Genomic DNA, 21,629 nt, shown 5'->3' on the forward strand with positions numbered 1-21,629 from the left:
GTAAATATTAAAAAGGCATACCCTATTTTAGGTATGCCTTTTTGTTTTTAGATACCATATTTTTCACGATAAGCTTGCATGTTAGCTAGCGCTTCTTTTTCGCCTTTCACCTCTAAATAATCCATTAAATCTTTCATGGTAATCAGTGCATGCACAGGAATTTCTAATTCTTTTTGAACTTCTTGAATTGCAGAAAGTTCACCTTGCCCACGTTCTTGACGATCTAGCGCAACCAACACACCCGCAATAGTTGCACCGGCATTTTTCAAAATCGTTACCACTTCGCGAATCGCTGTGCCTGCGGTAATCACGTCATCAATGATCCAGACTTTTTTACCTTCAACCGCAGCACCGACTAAAACACCGCCTTCACCGTGATCTTTTGCTTCTTTACGGTTAAAGCCCCATGGCACGCTCTTGTTATGTGTTTGCGATAAAGCAACAGCAGTCGCAGCTACAAATGGAATACCTTTGTAAGCTGGTCCAAAAATCACATCAACATTTTCACATTGTGTTAATTTATCGGCATAGCCTTGTGCTAAAAGAGATAAAGCTTCACCATCGTTGAGTAGGCCTGCATTAAAAAAATAAGGACTCACGCGTCCAGATTTTAAAGTAAACTCACCAAATTTAAGCACACCGCGTGATAATGCGAGTTCGATAAATGCTTGCGGGTGAAATGACACAGGCGTTGTCATGAGGTGCTCCAAATTCACAATTGAGGTTAAATTTTCGCATGATACCAAAGGATCAGTATCCAAGTGATGTAAAAATTCTTCGAGTCGTTTCCATTAACGTAAATGGCTTACGTTCTTCAGTGACGAAAGGCTTACTTGAATGGTTAGAACAATCAGATGCCGATGTCGTATGCATGCAGGAAAGCCGCATTACCCATGAACAATGGACTGAGAAATTTAGACCCGAGGGATGGCATACCCATCTCTTTCCAGCAGAGCGTGCAGGCTACGCAGGTACTGCAATTTATAGCCGCTTACCCTTTGTCTCTATTAAAGATGGTTTAGGGTTTGAATTGGCCGATAGTCAAGGCCGCTTCATTTCTGCCGAATTCGATTTAGGTTTGTCACATCCCGTACATATTGCATCATTATACTTACCTTCAGGCTCAAGTGGTGAAGAAGCGCAAGCACGTAAAGATTTATTTTTAGGTGAATACGCCAAAATCTTGAAACAATGGCGTGATGAGAATAAGTCCATCATTATTTGTGGTGATTACAACATCGTTCATAAACGAATTGATATTAAAAACTGGTCTGGCAACCAAAAGTCGTCTGGCTGTTTACCACATGAGCGTGCATGGCTTGACCATATTTATGATGAACTTGGTTATGTAGATACTTTCCGTGTTGTAAGAACAGAAGCCGAATTATATTCATGGTGGTCAAATCGCGGACAAGCGCGTGCGAAAAATGTAGGTTGGCGTATTGACTACCACGCATGTTCACCAGACTGGAAAGCGCGCACTGTAAATGCATGGGTCTATAAAGATCAATGGTTTAGTGACCATGCTCCAGTTATTATCGACTATAAAATTCAAGAATAAGTGAACACATGTTCACTTACATTGTCGTTTTTGCTTACAACACATGTCGCTTTTGAGTATTTTTCTTACACATGTTTAACGGCATTATAGCCCCACGGCACAGGGAAGCAGTCAGGATGACGCAAAAGGATAGGACGCCGTAGGAAGATAAAATAAACTTAAGATAAGTTTATTTGCAAGGATGTGACAATGGACGTTGAAATGAGACCCGCATGATCAGGATGATTAAATGCGGGTTTTCTCTTTTCTATCTCTTATTTTTTGCGCTACGTTCTTTTAGTTTTTAATTTATTCTTATTAAGCTCATTATTACCTTGTCTTATGACAATAACATGACATTCTTTATTGTTTTAATCATTATTTTTCATTTGTTTTAAAAGTATCTGTATAAAGTAGTGCTCAAATGCATTTTGGGTTAGGCTGTGTGTTCTTTCTTTTTGACATGGTCCGATAAAATGTTAAAAATTTATGGTATTAAAAACTGTAACTCGATGAAAAAAGCATTTGATGCTTTACAAGCAAAAGGTTTGAGCTACGAATTTCACGATTATAAAAAACAAGGGATCGATGCTGATACTCTAAAAATCTGGCTAAAAGAAATTGGACAAGATACGGTGCTCAACAAGAAAGGTACTACGTGGAAAAAACTATCTGAAGAAGAACAAACGCGTGCTTTAAGCAGTGAAGATCATCTTATTGAGGCGCTAATTGCTCAGCCAAGCTTAATCAAGCGACCAGTTCTACAAACCTCTAAAGGGTTTCTTGTGGGCTTTGATGAAACGGCCTATCAAAACTTAAGCGCATAAAAAAACGAGCCCAATGGCTCGTTTTTTATTTAAGCTTTTAGTTCGCACGAATCCAAGTTTGGTTACGGCCCAATGCTGAAACGCCAATATAACCACGTAATTTAAGCTTCTTACCGCCCTCAGCCAACTCACCTTTTAATTTGTAAGTTTTGCCAGATTTCGGGTCTAAAATTGTACCGTTTTCATAACTGTTACCACCTACATTTTTTAGATTATGTACAATGGTCACACCTTTAAGCGGTTTGTTTTTATACGGACCTTCACATTTTGTACAAGCATTTTCTTCACCTGGTGTCAAAATGTTTTGAATGGTTGCAGTTAAGGTTCCATCCTTCTGTTCCGTAAACTTTACTACGGCTTTGGGCTTATTGGTTTGGTCATCAATCGTTTTCCATACCGTTCCGTTTAGTGGGTCAGCCGCATTGGCAAATGCAGCCATACCAACAAGTCCTAAAGCTAAAGCAATCTTTTTCATTTTTGTAATATCCTTGGGTCTTCCAAGACTTCAGTATTCAAAACTCGCAACGATATTGCAATTTTTGAATGTGACTGTTTCGTGTAACCTTGTAACCTTGAAAAATAAAATTTATAGGGAAACAAGTAATTAACATAAGCGGATACTATATGAATATACCTAATGTTTTAAAATATTATTTCACAGAAACATTTCTTAAAACAGCAATTCGCAAACCAAGTCAGTTGAATTTACCTCCAACTGCTCTGCGCCCTATGCTTGAACAACTTTGCCGAGCATTTCCAAAACAAAAAAATGTAACCGTTCGACCAATCCGACTTGCTGGCATTAAGGGTGAAGAAATTAAAGCCCAAGATTCAGCGACCCAGCTTATTTTTCATATTCACGGCGGCGCCTTTTTTTTAGGAAGTTTAAAAACACATCATGCGTTCATGACAGATTTGGCTGCTCGTACCCAAATGCAAATTATTCATGTGGACTATCCACTTGCACCCGAGCATCCATATCCTGAGGCGACTGAGGCCTTATATGATGTCTATCAATCATTATTAGTTCAAGGTATCCAGCCTAAAGATATTATTTTATCTGGTGACTCTTGTGGAGCTAATTTGGCTTTGGCACTTTGCTTACGTTTAAAAGAACAACCCGAACTTATGCCAAGTGGCCTGATTTTAATGTCACCTTTTCTAGATTTAACCCTAACCAGTGAGTCTTTAAGATTTAACCAAAAACATGATGCCTTGCTTTCTCTTGAAGCCCTGCAAATAGGTATTCAACATTATATTGGCAACCATATTGCTGCAGATGACCCGCGTGTTTCGCCTATTTTCGACAACTTAGAAGGTTTACCGCCAACATTAGTTCAGGTCGGTTCAAAAGAAATTTTATTAGACGATGCCAAACGTTTTAGAGAGAAAGCTGAAGAAGCAGGTGTCAAAGTGCATTTTAAACTTTACACAGGCATGTGGCATAACTTCCAAATGTTTAATGCTTGGTTCGAAGAAGCAAAACAGGCGATGGCGGATATTGCTGAGTTTGCTCATGAACTTGATAAGACTTAATCAAAATGAAGAAGTGACAAATTTAAAATTTGTCACTTCTTATTTTTCAAAATCCAAATCATGAGGTTTAATTTATGAATCATGGTATGTTTAGGTTATGAATCCTTCAAACTCTCCCTCTTTAGGATGATCTGACGAAGAGACATCTCTATTTAGGAGTTCCTTTATTATTATGAAAATTCGTTTAATCACTCGTCCTATAAATAAAATAAAACAGGTGATTCTCGATTTCATCCATCACAATCACATTATTAACTGGACCCCATTACAAAAAAGTGCACTAATGCTTACCCTCGCCTGCGCAATGAATTTCAGTTGGATTTTATGGAAAGGCTATATTTTAATTACTCCTAGTGTTTGGCAATGGGCAAACCTATCTTTAGTTGAATCACAAATCTGGCTGAATTTACTGACCTTATTTTTATTAGCTGTACTCATTATTCCTTGTTATCGCTACAAAGACCAAGCTTGGGCGCAAAAAATTGTGCCTTTAATTAGTGTACAAGCCTTTATGCTGATGTTGTGCCACGATGGATATTTAATTGGTAGTATCAGCCCTGCCACAATGGTGGGTTACGTAGGCACTATTGGCGTAGGTTTGGTTTTATTTGAAAGAAAAATTGTTTATAGCGCTTTTATACCTGCAACTATTATTCTAGCGGTATGTACATATTTAAGTATGACGGGGGTTATTTCATATGCTCCCCTATTTAATTTTACAGCGATGCGTCATGCCCAAACCAATCCATTTTGGCTAGGAAGTATGCTGTTTTTTATTATGCCCATTTTAGTGGCGTGTTTTATTTTATTTGAAATATTGCTGACCCAATGGCGTCAACGAGAAACCTATATTCAACGTTTAAGCCAAATCGACCCATTAACTAATGTCTTAAATAGACGAAGCTTAAACACCCATCTTGAAGCACTTCATGAACAGCAATTTGATTATGCCGTGATACTTCTTGATATCGATCATTTTAAAAAAATTAATGATATATACGGACATCACCAAGGTGATCAGGTTTTGATTGAAATTGCTCAGTGTCTTTCTGAAAACTTACGTAATGAAGATATTATTGGACGTTTTGGTGGAGAAGAATTTATTTTATTACTTCCTCATACCGATATTATTCAAGCAGAAAAAATTGCTGAACGTTGCCGGCAAGCTTTACAAGAATTGACTATCTTCAATAATCAAAATATCCAAATTCATGTAAGTGCCAGCTTTGGCATCAGCAGTTCCACATTTGCAAATGACCCCTATCTTGTGATTAGACAAGCCGATCAAGCGCTCTATGCGGTAAAGGCCTCTGGGCGTAATCAAGTACGCACTTTTCACCAACTACCTCAGATCAAATCAATTTGAATCTTTAGCTTTTGATAAGCTCACCAGCTGTTGTAAAAGCTCTTGCTGACTAAATGCGCCTGTTAAACGTAAAGAACGAATTTCTTGCTGTTGCTTGTTTAAAAAGAGATACGTAGGAGGCCCAAGAATATTCCATTGTTTGAGTAGAGCTTCATGTGATTGGTCATAATGACTCAAATCAAGCTTAATGAGATAGTAAGGCGCAAGAGCCGCCTGAACCTCAGGTGCTTTTAAAATACGATGTTCAATAGGCTGACAAGCCACGCACCAATCAGCATAGACATCAACAACAATAGCCCGATCAGCAGGAGCTGCTGCTAAAATCTTTTGAAAGTCTGCTGCCGTGGTCGCCACATGCCACTCAGCCATATGCTCAGAATTTTGTAAGCTACGATTTTGAATATGTTGATACTGGTTATAAACCACAAATGGCGTTACCAATAAAAGCAGGAGCGCATAAAGCCACTGTAACTGCCCTTTTTTCCAAAAGAACTGATACAGCGCATAGATAATAAAAGCCAACCCAAGTATAAAACTAAGTGCTTGCATACCCCAATCTGGCAATAAAGGGCGAATGAAATAAAGGCTTAACCCCAACATCAGAAAAGCAAAAATCACTTTAATCTGATGCATCCAGTCGCCCGCTTTAGGTAAGAACTTTGCACCTAAAACACTCGCGATGAGTAAAGGTATTCCCATGCCAAAACCGAGACAGAATAAAAGCAAAGCACCTTGCCATTGGTTCTGGGTTTGAGAAATAAATAATAAAGTTCCAGCCAAAGGCGCAGTCATGCATGGGCCAACCAAGAGCGCAGAAACCACGCCCATAACGCCTGCACCAACTAAAGTGCCGCCTTGTTGCATAGACTGAATACGATCAAGGCGATTTAACCAAGTTTGCGGTAACCGAAGCTCAAAAAGCCCAAACAGATTTAGCGCAAAAACCACAAACAACAAACTAAACGCAATAAGAGTAGCAGGCTGTTGTAGCCAGCGTTGGAAATTTAAACCCGCTGAAGAAGCAATCAAGCCTAGACCTGCATAGACCAATGCCATACTACACACAAAAGTAAGTGCAATCGTCCAAGCTTTTAAACCTTTGTGATCTCGGATAATTAATGAAGTTAAAATCGGCAGCATTGGTAAAGAGCATGGCGTAAATGCAAGCAGCATGCCTAAACCTAAAAATAATAAAACACCATACCAAAGCGAGTGTTCAATTAACTTTGCTGACCAAACCTGATCTTGGGCAATCTCTGGAGCAGCTCCTTCAGCTTGAGTAGCTGAACTCTGATTTTCTAAAGGCTCCGTAGAGTTTGATGCTTGGGTATTTGCCAAATCTAATAAGCGTTTTGGTGCTGCACCTGCCTGATTTTGCAGACCGACCAGACCATCTGCGTCAGTTTGAAACTCAATAGTTTGTGGAGGATAACAAATACGGTCTTTGGCACAGCCTTGCCAAGTTACTGTGTAGTGCTCTGAAGGCTTGGTTTTAATCTGGAAGTTGACTTGATGGTAATAAACTTCGCTTTGGCCATAGTTCTCATCATATTGAGAAACTGCTTTAGGCAAATTTAAAGTTAAAGGCTGATTGCCCTGTTGTACGGTAAATTTATGTTGATATAAATAATAATTCGGCTGAATCTGCCACGATAACTTTGCGGTATGCGATTGTGGCGATTCAACCGAAAATGAAAAAGCCTGTTCAGGTGACAATAACTTATCTTCTGCAAAGACAAACTGACTCAATACAAAAGTAGCGGCTACTAGAAAATAAATAATTCCCTGAGAAATAAGCTTTTTCATCAATAATAATGAGTTCAAGTTAGTCTGATCAGAATAAGAATGCCATGCCTAAGCCACCTTTGTAGCTCTTATCTTGACCTTCTAAGTCCACACCAATATTTGCATCAAGTTGAGTGCGGTTATTTACTGCGTAAACTAAACCTGTTCCTAAACCATATTGGTAGTCTTGGCTTTCAGCTTTACGATAAACAAATTCAGAATATCCTGAGAGTTTGCCCGCAATCTTATAATTGATGGTTGGAATTGCAGTCACTGCCCAGTTACTGTTTTGTACTTCATAACGCATGGTAATAGAAGTATCCAACAAATCATTATATTTATAAGCTACTGCTGAACTTAAACTATATATATCGTCATGGGCAGTAAACTCATCATTACCTGTTGCAATGACAGCTTCAGCCAATACAGCCATTGTTAAATTTTCATCATTTAAATCAATCGCTTTTTTTAAGCCGATGCTTACATCGCCAAAACCTGAGTTATCCGTTTTTTTACCCGCACGTTTAGTTTGAGTCCATGCCGGTCCTTGCCAGCCTAATTGTAATTCCAAACCATCAGCTAAACCTGTACGGAATAACATATCCTCATTTACAGTAACTGTTTTTTCTTTAACGCCATCAACAGTTGTTTCTGTATAGGTTGCACTTGGTAAACCTTGTTCCCATGCTAATTTACCAACTGGCGTAATGCCTGTTCCAAAGCCTGAACCCGGACGATCAAACGAGAACTCTGCGGCAAAAGTACTTCCTGCAGCAATAGCGGTCAGAGCAAAAGTTAAAATTTGAAATGTTCTCATTCTATTATCCAATCAAGTAGTTAATTCTTTTGACATTTTTGCTCCATGACGGCGCAATAACTCTAGTGTTTCACGCTCTTCTTGAAGCGCTTCTGACCAATCTATTTCATCAAAATCACAATCAAAGAACAACTGACTGATTGAAGATAAAATGGTGAGTCCTTCTTCATCACGTGTGTTTGGATCAACTTTTTCATCTAGCAAGCGCTGAACTGCTGGTGCACATGCCGAACTTGCTGCATCCCATAATGGACCATAAAACTCTTCTGCATCCCAAAGATGAACATTTGCCTTTGCCTGAATGAGGGCTTCAAGAATATCGAGATAAACTTGCAGGGCTTGCTGTTTTTCTTCTTGTGATAATGGAGTTCCCGCTTCATACGCTTCAGAGACGTCTTCCCACCATTTAAAAATTCCATCACAAATAATGGACACTGGCGGTCCTTGTTCCGGATCAATAAAATTCGGATCAAGACCCTCAGCAAGTAATTTTTGTACTTGCGCGAGTTCTAATTCTTCTATGGCTTTAATTAAAGCCTGCTGTTGGGTGGTTAACATGACCATCTCTCAAAAATATATTAGCGCTATTATGCCTAATCTCTACTGAAGATTTTAGAGGTCAACGCTATTGCATTGCAAACCTAAAGTTGTGAAGAGTTTTTATTGGTCTTTTTATGTCTTCATAAAAAAAGCCCCGAAGGGCTTTTTAGTGTTTTTTAAACTTCATCATCAATGAATTCTGGTTGACCACCTCTCGGGTGTTCTTTTTTCTCAAAGGTATGTTCAAGGCTACGTTTTAGCTTTTCAATCGCGCCATGAATTGAAGCGTCAATATTTCCTGCTTTATGGTGCACTGCAACTGGTTTTAAGCCAGAAGGACGTGCTTCGATCATACAGTGGATATCTTTGTCTCCACCTTTGTCCCCATTTTCATCACTAAAATGAACCGAGAAATGTGTAATACGTTCGCTATGACGTTGGAATTCTTGAGTAAGTTCTGCACGTACATAAGTAATTAAACGTTCACTATTATGGATGTTTTTATCTGTGCGGATTTCAATATTCATAAATACCATCCTCTCTTTCTTACTGTGGATCTTTTCTATGCAAAACTTTTTTATGTTGGCATGTTTTAAGCATGCATGAACTGACTTCAATTGTACATTTTGATGGTGTAATGGTTTGTTATCTCCTGACTTAAACGTACTGCTTTTAATTTATTTTGAAGATCTTCATACCTTCAATATCAGTCCATCTATAAAAATATGCAAGCTGATTTTTTAAATTTTTATGAAAAATTGAACAAAAGGAGAGCAATTGTGTCCGAATCTTATCTATCTGGAGCAGAACTTATTGAGCAGATTCAAAAGTCTCCTTATTCACGTGATTTAATCGGTTATCACGGACAGCCTCCAGAGGTGAAATGGCCTAATAATGCTAAGGTTGCCGTGCAATTTGTGCTGAATTATGAAGAAGGTGGCGAAAAACATATTGAACACGGCGACGAAGGTTCAGAGCAGTTTTTATCCGAGATTATTGGCGCTGCAAGTTACCCAGCCAAACATATGTCGATGGACTCTATGTACGAATATGGTTCACGTGCTGGTTTTTGGCGCATTCATAGTGAGTTTCAACGGCGCAAGCTCCCCATGACCATTTTCGGAGTAGCAATGGCGCTTGTTCGCAACCCTTATATTGTAGAGGCAATTAAACAGGCCGATTACGATGTGGTTTCTCATGGCTACCGCTGGCTTCATTATCAAGAGACAGATCGTGAAGTCGAAAAACAGCATATGGAGCAAGCCTTATCTGTTTTAGAAAACTTGTTTGGAAATAAAACAATAGGTTGGTACACCGGACGTGATAGCCCCAATACGCGTCAGTTGCTTGCAGAGTTCCCGCAAATACAATACGACTCTGATTATTATGGTGATGACCTGCCTTTTTGGACCACACTTACCGATACGGCGGGTGCATCACGACCTCATCTGATTATTCCTTATACTTTGGAATGTAACGATATGAAGTTCTGCTCACCAGGTGGATTTAATAGCTCAGAACATTTTTTTCAATATTTAAAAGATAGTTTTGATGTGTTGTATGCCGAGGGAGAAACTGCACCAAAAATGATGTCTATTGGAATGCACTGCCGTATTTTAGGGCGTCCGGGTCGTTTTAAAGCATTACAAAGATTCCTAGACTATATTGAAATGCATGATCGTGTTTGGGTATGTCGCCGTCAGGATATTGCAGAATATTGGTATAAAAATCACATAAATCAATAATTGATTATTAATTTTCCAAATTCTTAAGCAAATCTCACATCACTCTTGGCACTGTTATTGCTAAAACTCTATATCACGACAATGAGTTTAGGAATAACAGTGTTTTTAGCCGAGTTTAATCAAACCCCACCCGACCAACTCAAGACTCTGTTAAACAACTGCGTCCATATTCCTGTATGGGCCGAAAAAATTATTTCAGAACGTCCCTACTCATCAACTTCAGTTCTTTTAGGGTATGCAGAACAATTAAGCCACACATGGTCATGGCAAGAGATTCAGGCCGCATTAGCCACCCATCCAAAAATTGGTGAAAGACAGGCAAAAAAACAGCTCAATGCAAAAGAGCAAAATTTTTCAGCCCAAGAACAAGCTGGCATTTCCTTAGATGAACAAACACAACAAGCCCTGCTGCAAGGTAATATCGAGTATGAGCAGAAGTTTGGTTTTATTTTTCTAATTAAAGCCGCAGGCCTCAGTAGCGACGAGATTTTAAAAAAACTCCATCAACGTCTTCAAAACAACTTAGCTATTGAAAAAACAATTGTACATGAGCAACTCGCTGCAATTGCTCTATTACGTCTATCTCAGGAAGTACAAGCATGATCAGCACTCATATTTTAGATACGAATTTAGGTAAACCGGCGGCACAGGTCGAAGTGAAGTTGTTTCATGCAGCCACTCATGAACTGATAGCGACTGCAATTACCAACCAAGATGGGCGAGTGAGTGATTTTGGAATAAAAAACTTAGGTAAAGGTGCTTATCAACTTGAATTTGAAGTTGCCCCTTATTTTTCATCACAGCAAATCAAAACTTTTTTCCCCCGTGTTTGTATTCAATTTTTCATAGAAGACACCAATCAGCATTACCACATTCCATTACTTATTAGTCCGTTTGCTTATTCCACTTATCGCGGCAGCTAACTCAAATATAAATAGGAGAAAAATATGAATCATCAGCAAAAGAATGCGATTTCTCCAGAGCATGAATATTTAGGAATTTCCAAAAGTTTTGCTTACGGCTTACAGCATGTGCTCACCATGTATGGGGGCATTGTAGCCCCGCCACTGATTATTGGAACGGCAGCTGGCTTAAGCGCAGCACAAGTCGGAATGCTTATTGCAGCGGCCCTATTTGTAGGCGGGTTGGCAACTCTCATACAAACCATCGGAACCAAATATTTAGGGGCAAAATTACCTCTGGTGCAAGGTGTGTCTTTTGCTGGTGTGGCAACCATGGTTGCTATTATCACTACAGGCGGTGGTTTACCTGCTGTCTATGGCGCGGTTATTGCCGCATCTTTAATTGGACTATGCCTTGCGCCTTACTTTTCAAAAATTATTCGTTTTTTTCCACCTGTTGTGACGGGATGTGTCATCACGATTATTGGGTTATCTCTGTTACCCGTTGCGATTCGCTGGATGATGGGTGGTAACAACAAAGCACCTGATTGGGGTAGCGTCGAGAATATCTCTTTAGCTTTGCTGACCTTAGGCATTGTGATTATTCTAAATATACTGCCACAAGCAAGTATTCGCCGTTTATCAATTTTGTTGGCTATTGTTGCTGGTACTATCCTTGCCTACTTTATGGGTTTTGGAGATTTTAGTCAGGTGAGCTCAGGCGCATGGCTGCAATTTCCACACTTATTTGCATTTGGTTTACCAACTTTCGAGCTAAGTGCAATTTTATCGATGCTAATCGTTACTTTGGTGATTATGACGGAAACTACAGCCGATATTATTGCTGTCGGAGATATTGTAGGAACCGAAGTCGATTCAAAACGTATCGCCAACGGTGTACGTGCAGATATGTTTTCAAGCGCTATTGCTCCTATCTTTGGTTCATTCATGCAAAGTGCTTTTGCCCAAAATGTTGGACTAGTGGCAATTACAGGCATCAAAAGCCGCTTTGTCGTGGCAGCAGGCGGTGTCATTCTGATTATTTTAGGTCTATTACCTGTTATGGGCCGCCTTATTGCGGCAATTCCTATGCCAGTACTTGGTGGTGCGGGTTTGGTCTTATTTGGGTCGGTTGCAGCGAGTGGTATTCGTACATTGGCAAAAATTGATTATAACGATCAGAAAAATTTGATTATTGTGGCAACTGCTTTATCAGCTGGGATGATTCCAATTATTAACCATGAATTTTATGCTCATTTCCCAGTTTGGGTACAAACTTTGTTCCATTCGGGTATTAGTTCGACTTGTATCTTTGCTATCTTATTGAATTTGTTATTTAATCACTTACCTTCATTTCGCAGCTCGCGTACCCCTCATTTAAGCCAAACAATAAACACACGAAATACACATTAATGAGTTAGTTTTTAGCGCCCCACTTCGGTGGGCTTTTTTTTAACCGTTGATCAAATTTGGCTTCATTTTTGCTTAAGACCCTGTATCCTTAGCGTGCTTTATTTGGGGGGAGATCATTTAAATGCAATTAAAGCAACTTGCGGCGACTTGTGCCTTGTTATCTGCAACTGCCATGGTTCAGGCAAAACCAATCTGGCAAGATTTTAGCGTGACTGGACTTTATGGTGAAAACTATGAAGTTGTAGATGACAAAGAAACTACGATTACTTTGGAATATGCAGCAAAAGTTAAATATGCTGATGTATTTTTCTTTATGGACCGCATGCGTGGCGAAGATGACTATAAAAGTACTTACTTTGAGTTATCACCACGTTTAAGCTTAGGTGAAGTTTCTGGCAAAAAACTGGCGTACGGCCCAATTAAAGATGTGCTCATTAGTACCACTTGGGAGAGTAACTCTCAAAACGGCAATAACTTCGACAACTTCCTTTATGGTTTTGCAGTTGATTTAGATATCCCATATTTCCAATATGCGAATTTAAACTTCTACCGTGCGAATAATGAGAAAACTGACGACGATTATCAAATGACATTCGTTTACGGCATCCCATTAAAATTAGGATCTGAAGATTTCTTGGTAGATGGTTTCCTTGACTGGTCAACCGCTGAAGATGACCATGCAAGCGAGTTGAACTGGACCACTCAATGGAAATGGAATGTAGGTAAACACATTTCTCCTGATACACGTCTATACCTCGGTATCGAGCACTCTGTGTGGAATAACAAATTTGGTATTAAAGGGGCCGACGAAAATAACGTCAGTGCTTTGGTTAAATACCACTTCTAAAATTTTTATTTAGAAGATAAAACAGCAAGGAAAACTCCTTGCTGTTTTTGTTTTTAATCGAGTGGATTACCCACAATATTGCTAATAATCCCCTGCATAATATGTCCGCCTTGTTCACGGCGTAGTTCTGCATACCATGCCTGCGTGACCGTTTCATCTTTCATATGCGTTACGTCACAGCGTTTGCGCGCACGAAGCACCAATTCATTAGCACGTTCATTACGCTTGTTTTGATAGCGGCGTAAAGCATCTTCTAGTCCCAAAGTGTTAATTTGCAAAGACCGCGCTAAATAAATCGCGTCTTCCATAGCTTGGCAACCGCCTTGCCCAATATCAGGTGTCGTGCTATGTGCAGCATCACCTAAAATCACCACACGACCTTTATAAAACTGTGTGAACGGTTCAATATCATGGATTTCTACCCGATTGGTTTTTTGCGGGTCTAAGCGTTCAATAAGCTGCTGCACTGGCTGACACCAATCAGCAAAATATTGTTTTAAAAGTTTTTTATATTCATCCCGATTATTCTCTAACCCTGCTGGTAAAGGTACATCTAAAAAGAAATAAAAACGTCCATCCGCAACTGGCATCAGAGACACGCGCTTGCCCTCTCCTACATAAGTCGTCCATTGCTGAGCTGGCGCTAAATCTTCGGATATTTCAACCAGACCATTCCAGTTCACATAACCTGCATAGCGACGTTGTACCTGCTGACCTAACACATAGGCCCGAGTCATTGAATGCGTACCATCTGCCCCTATGAGTAAATCAGCCTGTGTTGAGCTACCATCAGCAAAATGAACCTCTACAAAATCAGCTTTATCTTCAAGGCCTACCATTTTTTTGCCTAAATAAATCTGATCTCGACCAAACTCATCCATTAACATATTTTGTAAATCGGCACGTGCAACCGGATAAGGGCGTTGTCCTACTTCTTCAATTAATGGTCGTAAACTGAATTGTGTCATCACATCTCCAGTTAAACCATCTACATAGGCCAAGTCATCCATTTGTCCACCAAGTTTGGCGATTTTGTCAGTTAATCCCAGATAGTTCAGACATTTCACCCCATTCGACCACAGCGAAATTGCCGCGCCGACCGGAAGAATCTTTTCAGTTTGCTCAAAAATACGAACTTGGTGACCAAATTTCTTTAATGCAATGCCTGTGGTTAGACCTCCCATTCCCGCACCAATAATCACCACATTCATAACACGCTCCTATAGATATTCTCCTATAGGGTGCTTATGCTAAAAACATGCCATCGTTCAAAATTTATTTAGCTTTTCCACAAAACTGGCATGCACCATGCTTATATATTTATGTATAAAACTCATCTCAACACGCTCAGTGTGAGTGCAGTTTTAAATGAAAAATCATGTTTTCAACAAGAAATACGGATACCCCATTATGGCAACATTGCACGCTCCAGCTTTTGAACTTCCTGAAATTTTGAATACTAAAACAAATTTGGCAGATGCCCGAATTGGTGCACAAGTAATTGAGTGTTCAGATGATTTCTTTGCAGAAGCAAAGCGTATGCTGCAATTTGAAGCACCTATTTTTGTTGAAGATAAATTTGATGATCATGGCAAATGGATGGACGGTTGGGAGACCCGCCGTAAGCGACATGCAGGCTATGACTGGTGTATTGTGAAACTAGGTGTGAGTGGAAAAATCAGTGCACTTGATATCGATACCACGTTTTTTACAGGAAATTATCCTGCTTCTGCCTCATTAGAGGCATGTTATGCACCAAATGGTGACCTTACTGGGGCAAAGTGGCAGAGTATTTTAGAAAATACCGAGCTGGGGCCGAGTCAACATCATATTTTTATGGTCAATAATGATGCAATTTTCACGCATATACGCCTCAATATTTTCCCAGATGGTGGTGTTGCCCGTTTACGCGTTTATGGTGACGTTCATATTCAGGTGACCGACCACGAGCAGACTCTCGATTTATTGGCCTTAGAAAATGGCGGTCGTGTAATTGCTTATAGCGATGCGCACTTTGGACATCCACGTAATTTGATTAACCCAGGCCGTGGCGTCAACATGGGAGATGGGTGGGAAACCAAACGCCGCCGCGCACCAGGTTATGACTGGTGTATTCTTGCATTGGGTAAAAGCGGAAAAATTGAAAAAATTGAAATTGATACGGCGCATTTTAAAGGTAACTTTCCTGCTGAAGTTTCTATTCAGGCGGTCTACCTTGAAAATGCAACCGATGCACAGCTGATTCCACAAAGTATGTTTTGGTCTTACTTACTTAAAGCCCAACCTATGCAAATGGACCATATTCATGAATATATGAATGAAATTTTACAGCATGAAAAAGTCTCGCATATCCGTATTAATATGATTCCGGATGGTGGTATTAGCCGTGTCCGTTTATGGGGAAAAATTGCCAAGTCATGATCATGAAGAATGTTCAAATTCAGCCTTTAACCATTGAGAACTTTCAGCCCTTCGGAGAAGTCATTTGTTGTGACGGGCATGATTTTTTTCATATTAATGATGCACACACCGAACGCTACCATGCACTCGTTGAAACTGAAATTGAGGGCGAAGCAAAGGCAGGAATCAGTATATTCCGAAATATTAAGGCCAGTGTGTTACCTATGGAAATTTCAATGCTAGAGCGCCATCCGAAAGGCTCTCAAGCATTCATTCCATTACAGCAACAAAAATTTTTAATTATTGTGGCACCTGCTTTAGACGAAAATACTCCTGATATTTCAAAACTATGTGCTTTTGTTTCGGATGGCAAGCAAAGTATCAATTATCGGGCAGGTACTTGGCATCATCCTTTGCTTACCTTTGAAGCGCCGAGTGATTTTGCAGTGGTGGATCGAATTGGTAACGGCGCAAATTGTGATGTTTTTCAATTTCCAGAAGCTATAAAAATTACTGTCTAAATTAAAATAGACAAATCTGTCTATTTTAATTTAGTGATCAAAATGCCAATGGCCGCGTAAGAACAGAGTCGTGCGCTTCAAACGCCAACCTAAGCTTTGAGTATTACAGAATGGAACGGAAGGTTCCGCCTTCAACACGAACTGCTGCGCCATTAGATGCTGATCCCAAGGGACTTGCTAACAACGCAACCATAGATGCGATTTCATCAGCTTCAATCATTCTTGCAATCAATGAGCTTGGACGATATGTCTCAAAAAAATGTGCTTCAATCTGCTGATCTGTCATGTCGGGACGAGGAGCAGTTTGACGTAAATAGTCCATGATACCTTCGGAACGTGTTGCAGAAGGAAGTACACTGTTCACCGTCACTCCTGTGCCTTTTGTTAACTCGGCCATTCCACGTGATACAGCCAATAGAGCAGATTTACTTACGCCATAATGCACCATATCTGGTGGTGTGAATGCTCCTACCTCACTCGACATAAAAATCACTCTTCCCCAATTATTTTCTAACATTTTTGGAAAGTAGTGACGAGATAAGCGCACACCTGACATAACATTCACATTAAGCATATGCCACCAGTCTTCGTCTGTAATCTCAGTAAATGGTTTAGCTTCATAATATCCCAAGTTATTTACTAAAATATCAGTGTAAGGGTGTTGTGAAATTAATGTCTCAACTCCCTCTGATGTACTAAGATCAGCTAAAAACCCACATACTTTGCCCAAGGGAGCATTTGCTTCTATCTCGGCTACCGCCGCCGCCAATTTGTCTTGGGTCCGGCCCGTAATGATGACATCAGATCCTTCTTTAGCCAGAATTTTCGCAATTGCTAGACCGATGCCTGCTGTTGCCGCAGTTACAATAGCTGTTTTACCTTTCAGTTGGAGATCCATAGCTTTTTCCTTTTCATATTTAAAGATGGTGTGCAGACGCTTTAATCATTCTTTGGCTATACCAGATCTAGCCAAGTTCGGATCAAGGGCCTATTAGCGATGAGTCACCACATGAGATGTAAAGAGAGCTAAAGTATTACTAAATTCCCTTTCATCCTGTTCCAATACGTTTTGCAAATTAATTACATAAATTCATGGAAAAACTGAGATGACTTAAACACCATAACGATGATTTATATGAAGTGTATGGTTAGCAGCAGAGGGGATAAACAACCGCCAAAGGAAAACATTTGTTCTTTAAAGAACAGAATAAGACAACTTTTTTAGAAGTATGGCTATCAAAAGATAAAGGATTGCCTAAAATTAAGAAAATTACTCATAAATTAGTTATTTTCAATAAAGTATATGAGTTGTCAGGTGCAGGATAATTTTATAAAAAATTATCCTGCACACTTTAATTAAACAGTGATATCAGCTAAGTTACCCTTCTGCTCAAGCCATTGCTTACGGTCTGCTGCACGTTTTTTTGCAAGGAGCTTGTCGAGTAAACCTGCCGTTAAATGTGCATCATCTAGATCAAGCTGAACCAAACGACGGGTGTTCGGATCCATTGTTGTTTCACGTAGTTGAATTGCGTTCATCTCACCCAACCCTTTGAATCGGGTAATTTGCGGGTTCTTATTGCCTTTAACATTTTTCAAAATGGTTTCAAGCTCTTCATCATCTAGCGCGTAATGGACATCTTTACCAATGTCGATACGGAACAATGGTGGCATTGCTACATACAAATGCCCTTCTTCAACCAATGCTGGAAAATGTTTAACGAATAAAGCGCAAAGCAAAGTCGCAATGTGTAAACCATCCGAGTCGGCATCGGCCAAAATACAGATTTTGCCGTAACGTAATTCAGATAAATCATCACTACCTGGGTCTACACCAATTGCAATCGCAATGTCGTGAACTTCCTGAGAAGCAAGTACTTCATCTGAAGAAACTTCCCATGTATTTAAGATTTTTCCACGAATTGGCATGATGGCCTGAAAGTTCTTATCACGCGCCTGCTTGGCACTACCGCCCGCAGAGTCACCCTCAACAATAAAGAGTTCACTTTCTTCACGCGTTTGGCCCACGCAGTCCGCCAGCTTACCCGGTAAAGCCGGGCCAGAAACAATCTTTTTACGCTCAACTTTTTTCGCAGCTTTTAAACGGCGCCCTGCTTTAGAAATTGCCATTTCCGCAAGTTGCATGGCAATTTCAGCATGCTGGTTTAGCCAGAGCGCAAACGCATCTTTAGCAATATTTAAAACTATATTGGCAGCTTCACGACTCGAAAGACGCTCTTTGGTTTGACCAGAGAACTGTGGTTCTTGGAACTTAAGCGATAAAATATAGTTCACGCCATCCCAAACATCTTCAGCCGAAAGTTTAAGATTACGTGGTAATAAATTACGTAACTCACAGAATTCACGTAGCGCTTCAGTCACCCCCGAACGCAAACCGTTCACATGAGTACCACCTTGTGCAGTTGGAATCAGGTTGACATAACTTTCTTGAACCTGTTCGCCACCCTCTACATTCCAGCAAATCGCAAATTCACATGCCGCACGGTCTGCTTGCCCACTGCTTACAAATGCAGGGTTTGGCAAAATTTCGCGGTCTTGTAATTCATCCATCAAATAATCGACAAGACCATTTTCAAATTGCCATTCGATTTTTTCATCATTAATTTGATCGATATAAGTGATTTTTAAACCAGCAGCTAGAACAGCTTTGGCTTTTAAATTATGTTTGAGTGCTTTTAAAGCAAATTTTGGGCTATCAAAATATTTAGCTTCAGGCCAGAAACGTACAGTAGTTCCTGTCGCACGTTTAGGTGCTTTACCTTCTAATACCGCTAAAGGAGCAACGGGTTCACCTTGCTCAAATGCCATCTGGTATAAATTACCCTGACGCTGAACTTCTACTTCAACACGTGTAGATAAAGCGTTTACAACCGAAATCCCCACACCATGTAAACCACCTGAAAACTGATAGTTATCAGTACTAAACTTACCGCCAGCATGCAGCTTGGTTAAAATGATTTCGATACCACTTTGGCCATATTCAGGGTGAATATCGACTGGCATACCACGGCCATTATCTTCAACTGACAATGAACCATCTTTATAAACCGTGACACAGATTTTGTCGGCATGACCGGCTAAGGCTTCATCGACAGCATTATCAATAACTTCTTGGGCTAAATGGTTAGGACGAGAAGTATCGGTATACATCCCCGGGCGACGACGAACAGGGTCTAAACCGGAAAGAACTTCAAGCGATTGAGCCGTATATTGTGTCACGTTGTACGTTTTCCTTATTTGATGGTGTGCGCAAAGAATTCGATCACTAAGGGTAATTTTTCTTCAAAATCTTCCATGGCATGATTGCCATGAGCATCCGTCAAAATCAATGAGGATGGTGTTGCAGCACTATAATAGCGTTGTGCTTGACGATAATCCAAAATTTCGTCGCCTTGTTGCAACAAGACGAGTATTTTGTCAGCATTTACAGGCTGTTTCAGTTCCAGTTGTTCTAACTGTCGTAACTGAACATGATCAATTGACCATTGATCATTCACCTTATAAGGCATGCTTTCAACTTGAAATAACTCATCAAACAGCTTCCATGGTTGCATAGCAGGGTTAATCAGTACAGCCGGAATATTATATTTCGCGACAAAATATGTCGCAAAAAATCCACCAAGACTACTGCCGACTAAAGCCACCTCTTGTAAAGACTCAATCAGCTCTGAAACCTGTGCTACTACCTGTTCCGGAGATCTATTTAAATCTGGCAAATGCACATTTATGCCCAATTCGCTACAATACTGCTTAAGGCTGAGCCCTTTAATTGAAGAAGAGCTACTATTAAAGCCATGGAGGTAGATAATATTCATATATTTCCCTCTAAATTGAGAATAAACTCACATTTTTGTTCTCAGTTTGTATATAAAAACACTATTGTCAGACAAGAAAAACCACTCAACTTACCATTCATCAGTATTTTAAAAACATGTGTTATTTAAACTACTAAGATGGAAACGTTAGCTGCCGTTCATAAAAAGTACAGCTTAAAACGTCGGTTATAACGTAAATGGGGAAAAGATATGCCGAGCTTAACACCGTTACATGAAACTTATTGTAAATGGGATCGTACGCCACCTAGTCAGGCCGACGTACTAGAAGGTTTAGCTCAACTGTTCAGTACCAGCTTAAATGGTGTACATGAATTAATACAAGTCATTAATATTGAAGTATTAAAAAATGCTTTTGGTATTAGTGCCCAAAATGCTAAAAATTTCCAAAAACGGCCCTCTGTCCAAAAGGCATATCAGTTTTCTTATGGTGCCTTACAAAAATATGGTAGTTGTTTTTTAGCACCAGGGCTGCGTCGCATTATTGAAAAATTTCCAACCCTTCATGAGAAGCCATTAACACCAACCCTTCATTTTTTAGTAGGAGTGTTAAATGGTATTTTCGGAGACTATCTACTTAAACAGCACAGTCCCCTCGCCTTGCCAATGGTTCTATACGACCACTACGGTGCAATCCAACAAGGCGAACTTGCAGGCCGTATTGTAATTTTAGTTCATGGTTTGTGCATGAACCATCTTACTTGGTCAAATGCACATTATGGCGGGATTGGTGAGCGTTTGTTAGCGCAGCGTGATCACAACACGATGCTGTATTTAAATTACAATACAGGCCGCCGTATTTCAGCCAATGGCCGCAGTTTCTCAAATTTATTAGAGGATTTAGTACAGCGTAATCCAAGAATTACCAGCATTGATTTAATTGGTCATAGTATGGGTGGACTGGTTTCCCGTAGCGCACTGTTTTACGGTAAACAAAATATGTACCAATGGATTCATATGGTCGAAAACCTCGTCTGTATTGGATCTCCCCACCACGGTGCAGTACTTGAGCGTTTTGGATTTGCACTACAAGATCGGCTAGGCGCTTTTCCATTTGTTGGCCTAATTGGTCAGTTGGTTAACATCCGTAGTAATGGGATTTTAGACCTACGCCATGGTAGTGTTCGAGATGATGACTGGGAATACATGGATGCCCGTATTGGTATGATGGATGACAACCGTGCTCCGGCTCCTCTACCTTCCCATATCAATACCTTTTTAGTGGCAGGAACACTCGAGTTTGAAAAGGTGCGTAATAAAGCGCTTACCGTGATTGGCGATTACTTAGTGAGTGTAAAAAGCGCACTAGGTGAACATCCTAATCCACGTTTTCAGCTTAAAGTTCCAGACTCACATAAAGCGGTGTTTTATGGCTTAAATCACTTTGAAATTCAATATCACTCAAGTGTTGCCGAACAGATTACTCGCTGGCTATATCCTCATGTGAATGATTATGTGCAAGAAGGTATTCAAACCCATATTATTGATATGCCGAACTATACGCTCGAAGATTTAGAAGGAATTGTAGAGACGTAA

22 protein-coding genes are annotated in these 21,629 nt (G+C 40.0%); 12 read left to right on the top strand and 10 right to left on the bottom strand.

Annotated features, from left to right (window positions below; genetic code table 11):
- Nucleotides 1-47: 47 nt before the first annotated feature.
- A complete protein-coding gene (gene pyrE, locus R5R67_RS03595) occupies nucleotides 48-698 on the bottom strand; it encodes an orotate phosphoribosyltransferase (RefSeq protein WP_000211304.1) in 651 nt (216 codons plus the stop codon).
- Between the two features lie 38 nt (nucleotides 699-736).
- Between pyrE and R5R67_RS03600 the strand changes: the two genes are divergently transcribed.
- A complete protein-coding gene (locus R5R67_RS03600) occupies nucleotides 737-1,561 on the top strand; it encodes an exodeoxyribonuclease III (RefSeq protein ID WP_000612365.1) in 825 nt (274 codons plus the stop codon).
- Between the two features lie 455 nt (nucleotides 1,562-2,016).
- On the top strand, nucleotides 2,017-2,367 hold the full coding sequence (locus R5R67_RS03605; RefSeq protein WP_000913165.1) for an arsenate reductase: 351 nt from the start codon (nucleotides 2,017-2,019) through the stop codon (nucleotides 2,365-2,367).
- Nucleotides 2,368-2,404: 37 nt separating this feature from the next.
- On the opposite strand, the gene R5R67_RS03610 is transcribed toward R5R67_RS03605, so the two are convergent.
- A complete protein-coding gene (locus R5R67_RS03610; RefSeq protein WP_000717015.1) occupies nucleotides 2,405-2,842 on the bottom strand; it encodes a DUF2147 domain-containing protein in 438 nt (145 codons plus the stop codon).
- Between the two features lie 149 nt (nucleotides 2,843-2,991).
- Between R5R67_RS03610 and R5R67_RS03615 the strand changes: the two genes are divergently transcribed.
- Nucleotides 2,992-3,903, top strand: coding sequence for an alpha/beta hydrolase (locus R5R67_RS03615; RefSeq protein WP_001025109.1), 912 nt, complete (start codon nucleotides 2,992-2,994; stop codon nucleotides 3,901-3,903).
- A gap of 172 nt (nucleotides 3,904-4,075) precedes the next feature.
- Nucleotides 4,076-5,269, top strand: a complete 1,194-nt coding sequence (locus R5R67_RS03620; RefSeq protein ID WP_000702289.1) for a GGDEF domain-containing protein — start codon at nucleotides 4,076-4,078, stop codon at nucleotides 5,267-5,269.
- Here the strand turns inward: R5R67_RS03620 and dsbD are convergent.
- The 4 genes from dsbD to R5R67_RS03640 form a co-directional block, all read right to left on the bottom strand.
- Nucleotides 5,261-7,075, bottom strand: a complete 1,815-nt coding sequence (gene dsbD / locus R5R67_RS03625; RefSeq protein ID WP_000733818.1) for a protein-disulfide reductase DsbD — start codon at nucleotides 7,073-7,075, stop codon at nucleotides 5,261-5,263. The genes R5R67_RS03620 and dsbD overlap by 9 nt on opposite strands.
- Before the next feature lie 28 nt (nucleotides 7,076-7,103).
- Entirely contained in the window at nucleotides 7,104-7,871 is a 768-nt protein-coding gene (locus tag R5R67_RS03630; protein ID WP_001258752.1) for a transporter, read from the bottom strand.
- A gap of 12 nt (nucleotides 7,872-7,883) precedes the next feature.
- Complete coding sequence (locus tag R5R67_RS03635) at nucleotides 7,884-8,429, bottom strand: ankyrin repeat domain-containing protein (RefSeq protein WP_000958427.1); 546 nt, start codon at nucleotides 8,427-8,429, stop codon at nucleotides 7,884-7,886.
- Nucleotides 8,430-8,587: 158 nt separating this feature from the next.
- The gene (locus tag R5R67_RS03640) at nucleotides 8,588-8,938 is read right to left on the bottom strand and encodes an HPF/RaiA family ribosome-associated protein (protein ID WP_001019316.1); all 351 of its coding nucleotides are present in this window, start codon (nucleotides 8,936-8,938) and stop codon (nucleotides 8,588-8,590) included.
- 252 nt (nucleotides 8,939-9,190) lie between these two features.
- On the opposite strand from R5R67_RS03640, the gene puuE reads away from it, so the two are divergent.
- The 5 genes from puuE to R5R67_RS03665 all read left to right on the top strand — a co-directional run bounded on the left by puuE (nucleotide 9,191) and on the right by R5R67_RS03665 (nucleotide 13,318).
- Nucleotides 9,191-10,156, top strand: a complete 966-nt coding sequence (gene puuE, locus R5R67_RS03645; RefSeq protein ID WP_000004720.1) for an allantoinase PuuE — start codon at nucleotides 9,191-9,193, stop codon at nucleotides 10,154-10,156.
- A gap of 99 nt (nucleotides 10,157-10,255) precedes the next feature.
- Entirely contained in the window at nucleotides 10,256-10,759 is a 504-nt protein-coding gene (gene uraD / locus R5R67_RS03650) for a 2-oxo-4-hydroxy-4-carboxy-5-ureidoimidazoline decarboxylase (protein WP_000477679.1), read from the top strand.
- On the top strand, nucleotides 10,756-11,079 hold the full coding sequence (uraH, locus tag R5R67_RS03655) for a hydroxyisourate hydrolase (RefSeq protein WP_000626018.1): 324 nt from the start codon (nucleotides 10,756-10,758) through the stop codon (nucleotides 11,077-11,079). Before uraD ends, uraH begins: the two co-directional genes overlap by 4 nt.
- Nucleotides 11,080-11,103: 24 nt before the next feature.
- Nucleotides 11,104-12,471 carry a nucleobase:cation symporter-2 family protein gene (locus R5R67_RS03660; RefSeq protein ID WP_001016445.1) on the top strand — a complete coding sequence of 456 codons (1,368 nt, stop codon included), beginning with the start codon at nucleotides 11,104-11,106 and terminating at the stop codon, nucleotides 12,469-12,471.
- Nucleotides 12,472-12,592: 121 nt separating this feature from the next.
- The gene (locus R5R67_RS03665) at nucleotides 12,593-13,318 is read left to right on the top strand and encodes an outer membrane protein OmpK (RefSeq protein ID WP_001176270.1); all 726 of its coding nucleotides are present in this window, start codon (nucleotides 12,593-12,595) and stop codon (nucleotides 13,316-13,318) included.
- A 53-nt stretch (nucleotides 13,319-13,371) separates the two neighbouring features.
- Here the strand turns inward: R5R67_RS03665 and hpxO are convergent, their stop codons facing one another.
- Nucleotides 13,372-14,529, bottom strand: a complete 1,158-nt coding sequence (gene hpxO / locus R5R67_RS03670; protein ID WP_318754755.1) for an FAD-dependent urate hydroxylase HpxO — start codon at nucleotides 14,527-14,529, stop codon at nucleotides 13,372-13,374.
- A 199-nt stretch (nucleotides 14,530-14,728) separates the two neighbouring features.
- Between hpxO and alc the strand changes: the two genes are divergently transcribed.
- Together alc and R5R67_RS03680 are read left to right on the top strand one after the other, a co-directional pair.
- Nucleotides 14,729-15,739: an allantoicase gene (gene alc, locus R5R67_RS03675; protein WP_000212408.1), complete on the top strand. Its 1,011-nt coding sequence runs from the start codon at nucleotides 14,729-14,731 to the stop codon at nucleotides 15,737-15,739.
- A complete protein-coding gene (locus R5R67_RS03680) occupies nucleotides 15,736-16,239 on the top strand; it encodes an ureidoglycolate lyase (RefSeq protein WP_000605517.1) in 504 nt (167 codons plus the stop codon). The genes alc and R5R67_RS03680 overlap by 4 nt, the downstream gene beginning before the upstream one ends.
- Before the next feature lie 103 nt (nucleotides 16,240-16,342).
- Here R5R67_RS03680 and R5R67_RS03685 read toward each other — a convergent pair whose 3' ends face one another.
- From R5R67_RS03685 to R5R67_RS03695, 3 genes are all read right to left on the bottom strand, one after another.
- The gene (locus tag R5R67_RS03685) at nucleotides 16,343-17,137 is read right to left on the bottom strand and encodes an SDR family NAD(P)-dependent oxidoreductase (RefSeq protein WP_000365662.1); all 795 of its coding nucleotides are present in this window, start codon (nucleotides 17,135-17,137) and stop codon (nucleotides 16,343-16,345) included.
- Nucleotides 17,138-17,595: 458 nt separating this feature from the next.
- Nucleotides 17,596-19,479 carry a DNA topoisomerase IV subunit B gene (gene parE / locus R5R67_RS03690; RefSeq protein ID WP_000195974.1) on the bottom strand — a complete coding sequence of 628 codons (1,884 nt, stop codon included), beginning with the start codon at nucleotides 19,477-19,479 and terminating at the stop codon, nucleotides 17,596-17,598.
- A gap of 14 nt (nucleotides 19,480-19,493) precedes the next feature.
- The gene (locus R5R67_RS03695; protein WP_001021728.1) at nucleotides 19,494-20,075 is read right to left on the bottom strand and encodes a YqiA/YcfP family alpha/beta fold hydrolase; all 582 of its coding nucleotides are present in this window, start codon (nucleotides 20,073-20,075) and stop codon (nucleotides 19,494-19,496) included.
- A 210-nt stretch (nucleotides 20,076-20,285) separates the two neighbouring features.
- On the opposite strand from R5R67_RS03695, the gene R5R67_RS03700 reads away from it, so the two are divergent.
- Complete coding sequence (locus R5R67_RS03700) at nucleotides 20,286-21,629, top strand: alpha/beta fold hydrolase (RefSeq protein WP_001139637.1); 1,344 nt, start codon at nucleotides 20,286-20,288, stop codon at nucleotides 21,627-21,629.

It is taken from the genome of Acinetobacter sp. OYA S30, from assembly GCF_033599315.1.
In the GTDB taxonomy this organism is placed as follows: Bacteria; Pseudomonadota; Gammaproteobacteria; order Pseudomonadales; family Moraxellaceae; genus Acinetobacter; species Acinetobacter baumannii.

Excerpts from the sequence above, each read along its gene's own strand:
- R5R67_RS03610 (WP_000717015.1), bottom strand. The coding sequence starts at position 2,842 with ATGAAAAAGATTGCTTTAGCTTTAGGACTTGTTGGTATGGCTGCATTT.
- R5R67_RS03680 (WP_000605517.1), top strand. The coding sequence starts at position 15,736 with ATGATCATGAAGAATGTTCAAATTCAGCCTTTAACCATTGAGAACTTT.
- R5R67_RS03685 (WP_000365662.1), bottom strand. The coding sequence starts at position 17,137 with ATGGATCTCCAACTGAAAGGTAAAACAGCTATTGTAACTGCGGCAACA.
- R5R67_RS03605 (WP_000913165.1), top strand. The coding sequence starts at position 2,017 with ATGTTAAAAATTTATGGTATTAAAAACTGTAACTCGATGAAAAAAGCA.
- pyrE (WP_000211304.1), bottom strand. The coding sequence starts at position 698 with ATGACAACGCCTGTGTCATTTCACCCGCAAGCATTTATCGAACTCGCA.
- alc (WP_000212408.1), top strand. The coding sequence starts at position 14,729 with ATGGCAACATTGCACGCTCCAGCTTTTGAACTTCCTGAAATTTTGAAT.
- R5R67_RS03640 (WP_001019316.1), bottom strand. The coding sequence starts at position 8,938 with ATGAATATTGAAATCCGCACAGATAAAAACATCCATAATAGTGAACGT.
- R5R67_RS03695 (WP_001021728.1), bottom strand. The coding sequence starts at position 20,075 with ATGAATATTATCTACCTCCATGGCTTTAATAGTAGCTCTTCTTCAATT.
- dsbD (WP_000733818.1), bottom strand. The coding sequence starts at position 7,075 with ATGAAAAAGCTTATTTCTCAGGGAATTATTTATTTTCTAGTAGCCGCT.
- R5R67_RS03600 (WP_000612365.1), top strand. The coding sequence starts at position 737 with ATGATACCAAAGGATCAGTATCCAAGTGATGTAAAAATTCTTCGAGTC.
- uraH (WP_000626018.1), top strand. The coding sequence starts at position 10,756 with ATGATCAGCACTCATATTTTAGATACGAATTTAGGTAAACCGGCGGCA.
- R5R67_RS03615 (WP_001025109.1), top strand. The coding sequence starts at position 2,992 with ATGAATATACCTAATGTTTTAAAATATTATTTCACAGAAACATTTCTT.
- R5R67_RS03620 (WP_000702289.1), top strand. The coding sequence starts at position 4,076 with ATGAAAATTCGTTTAATCACTCGTCCTATAAATAAAATAAAACAGGTG.
- hpxO (WP_318754755.1), bottom strand. The coding sequence starts at position 14,529 with ATGAATGTGGTGATTATTGGTGCGGGAATGGGAGGTCTAACCACAGGC.
- R5R67_RS03635 (WP_000958427.1), bottom strand. The coding sequence starts at position 8,429 with ATGTTAACCACCCAACAGCAGGCTTTAATTAAAGCCATAGAAGAATTA.
- R5R67_RS03700 (WP_001139637.1), top strand. The coding sequence starts at position 20,286 with ATGCCGAGCTTAACACCGTTACATGAAACTTATTGTAAATGGGATCGT.
- R5R67_RS03630 (WP_001258752.1), bottom strand. The coding sequence starts at position 7,871 with ATGAGAACATTTCAAATTTTAACTTTTGCTCTGACCGCTATTGCTGCA.
- R5R67_RS03665 (WP_001176270.1), top strand. The coding sequence starts at position 12,593 with ATGCAATTAAAGCAACTTGCGGCGACTTGTGCCTTGTTATCTGCAACT.
- R5R67_RS03660 (WP_001016445.1), top strand. The coding sequence starts at position 11,104 with ATGAATCATCAGCAAAAGAATGCGATTTCTCCAGAGCATGAATATTTA.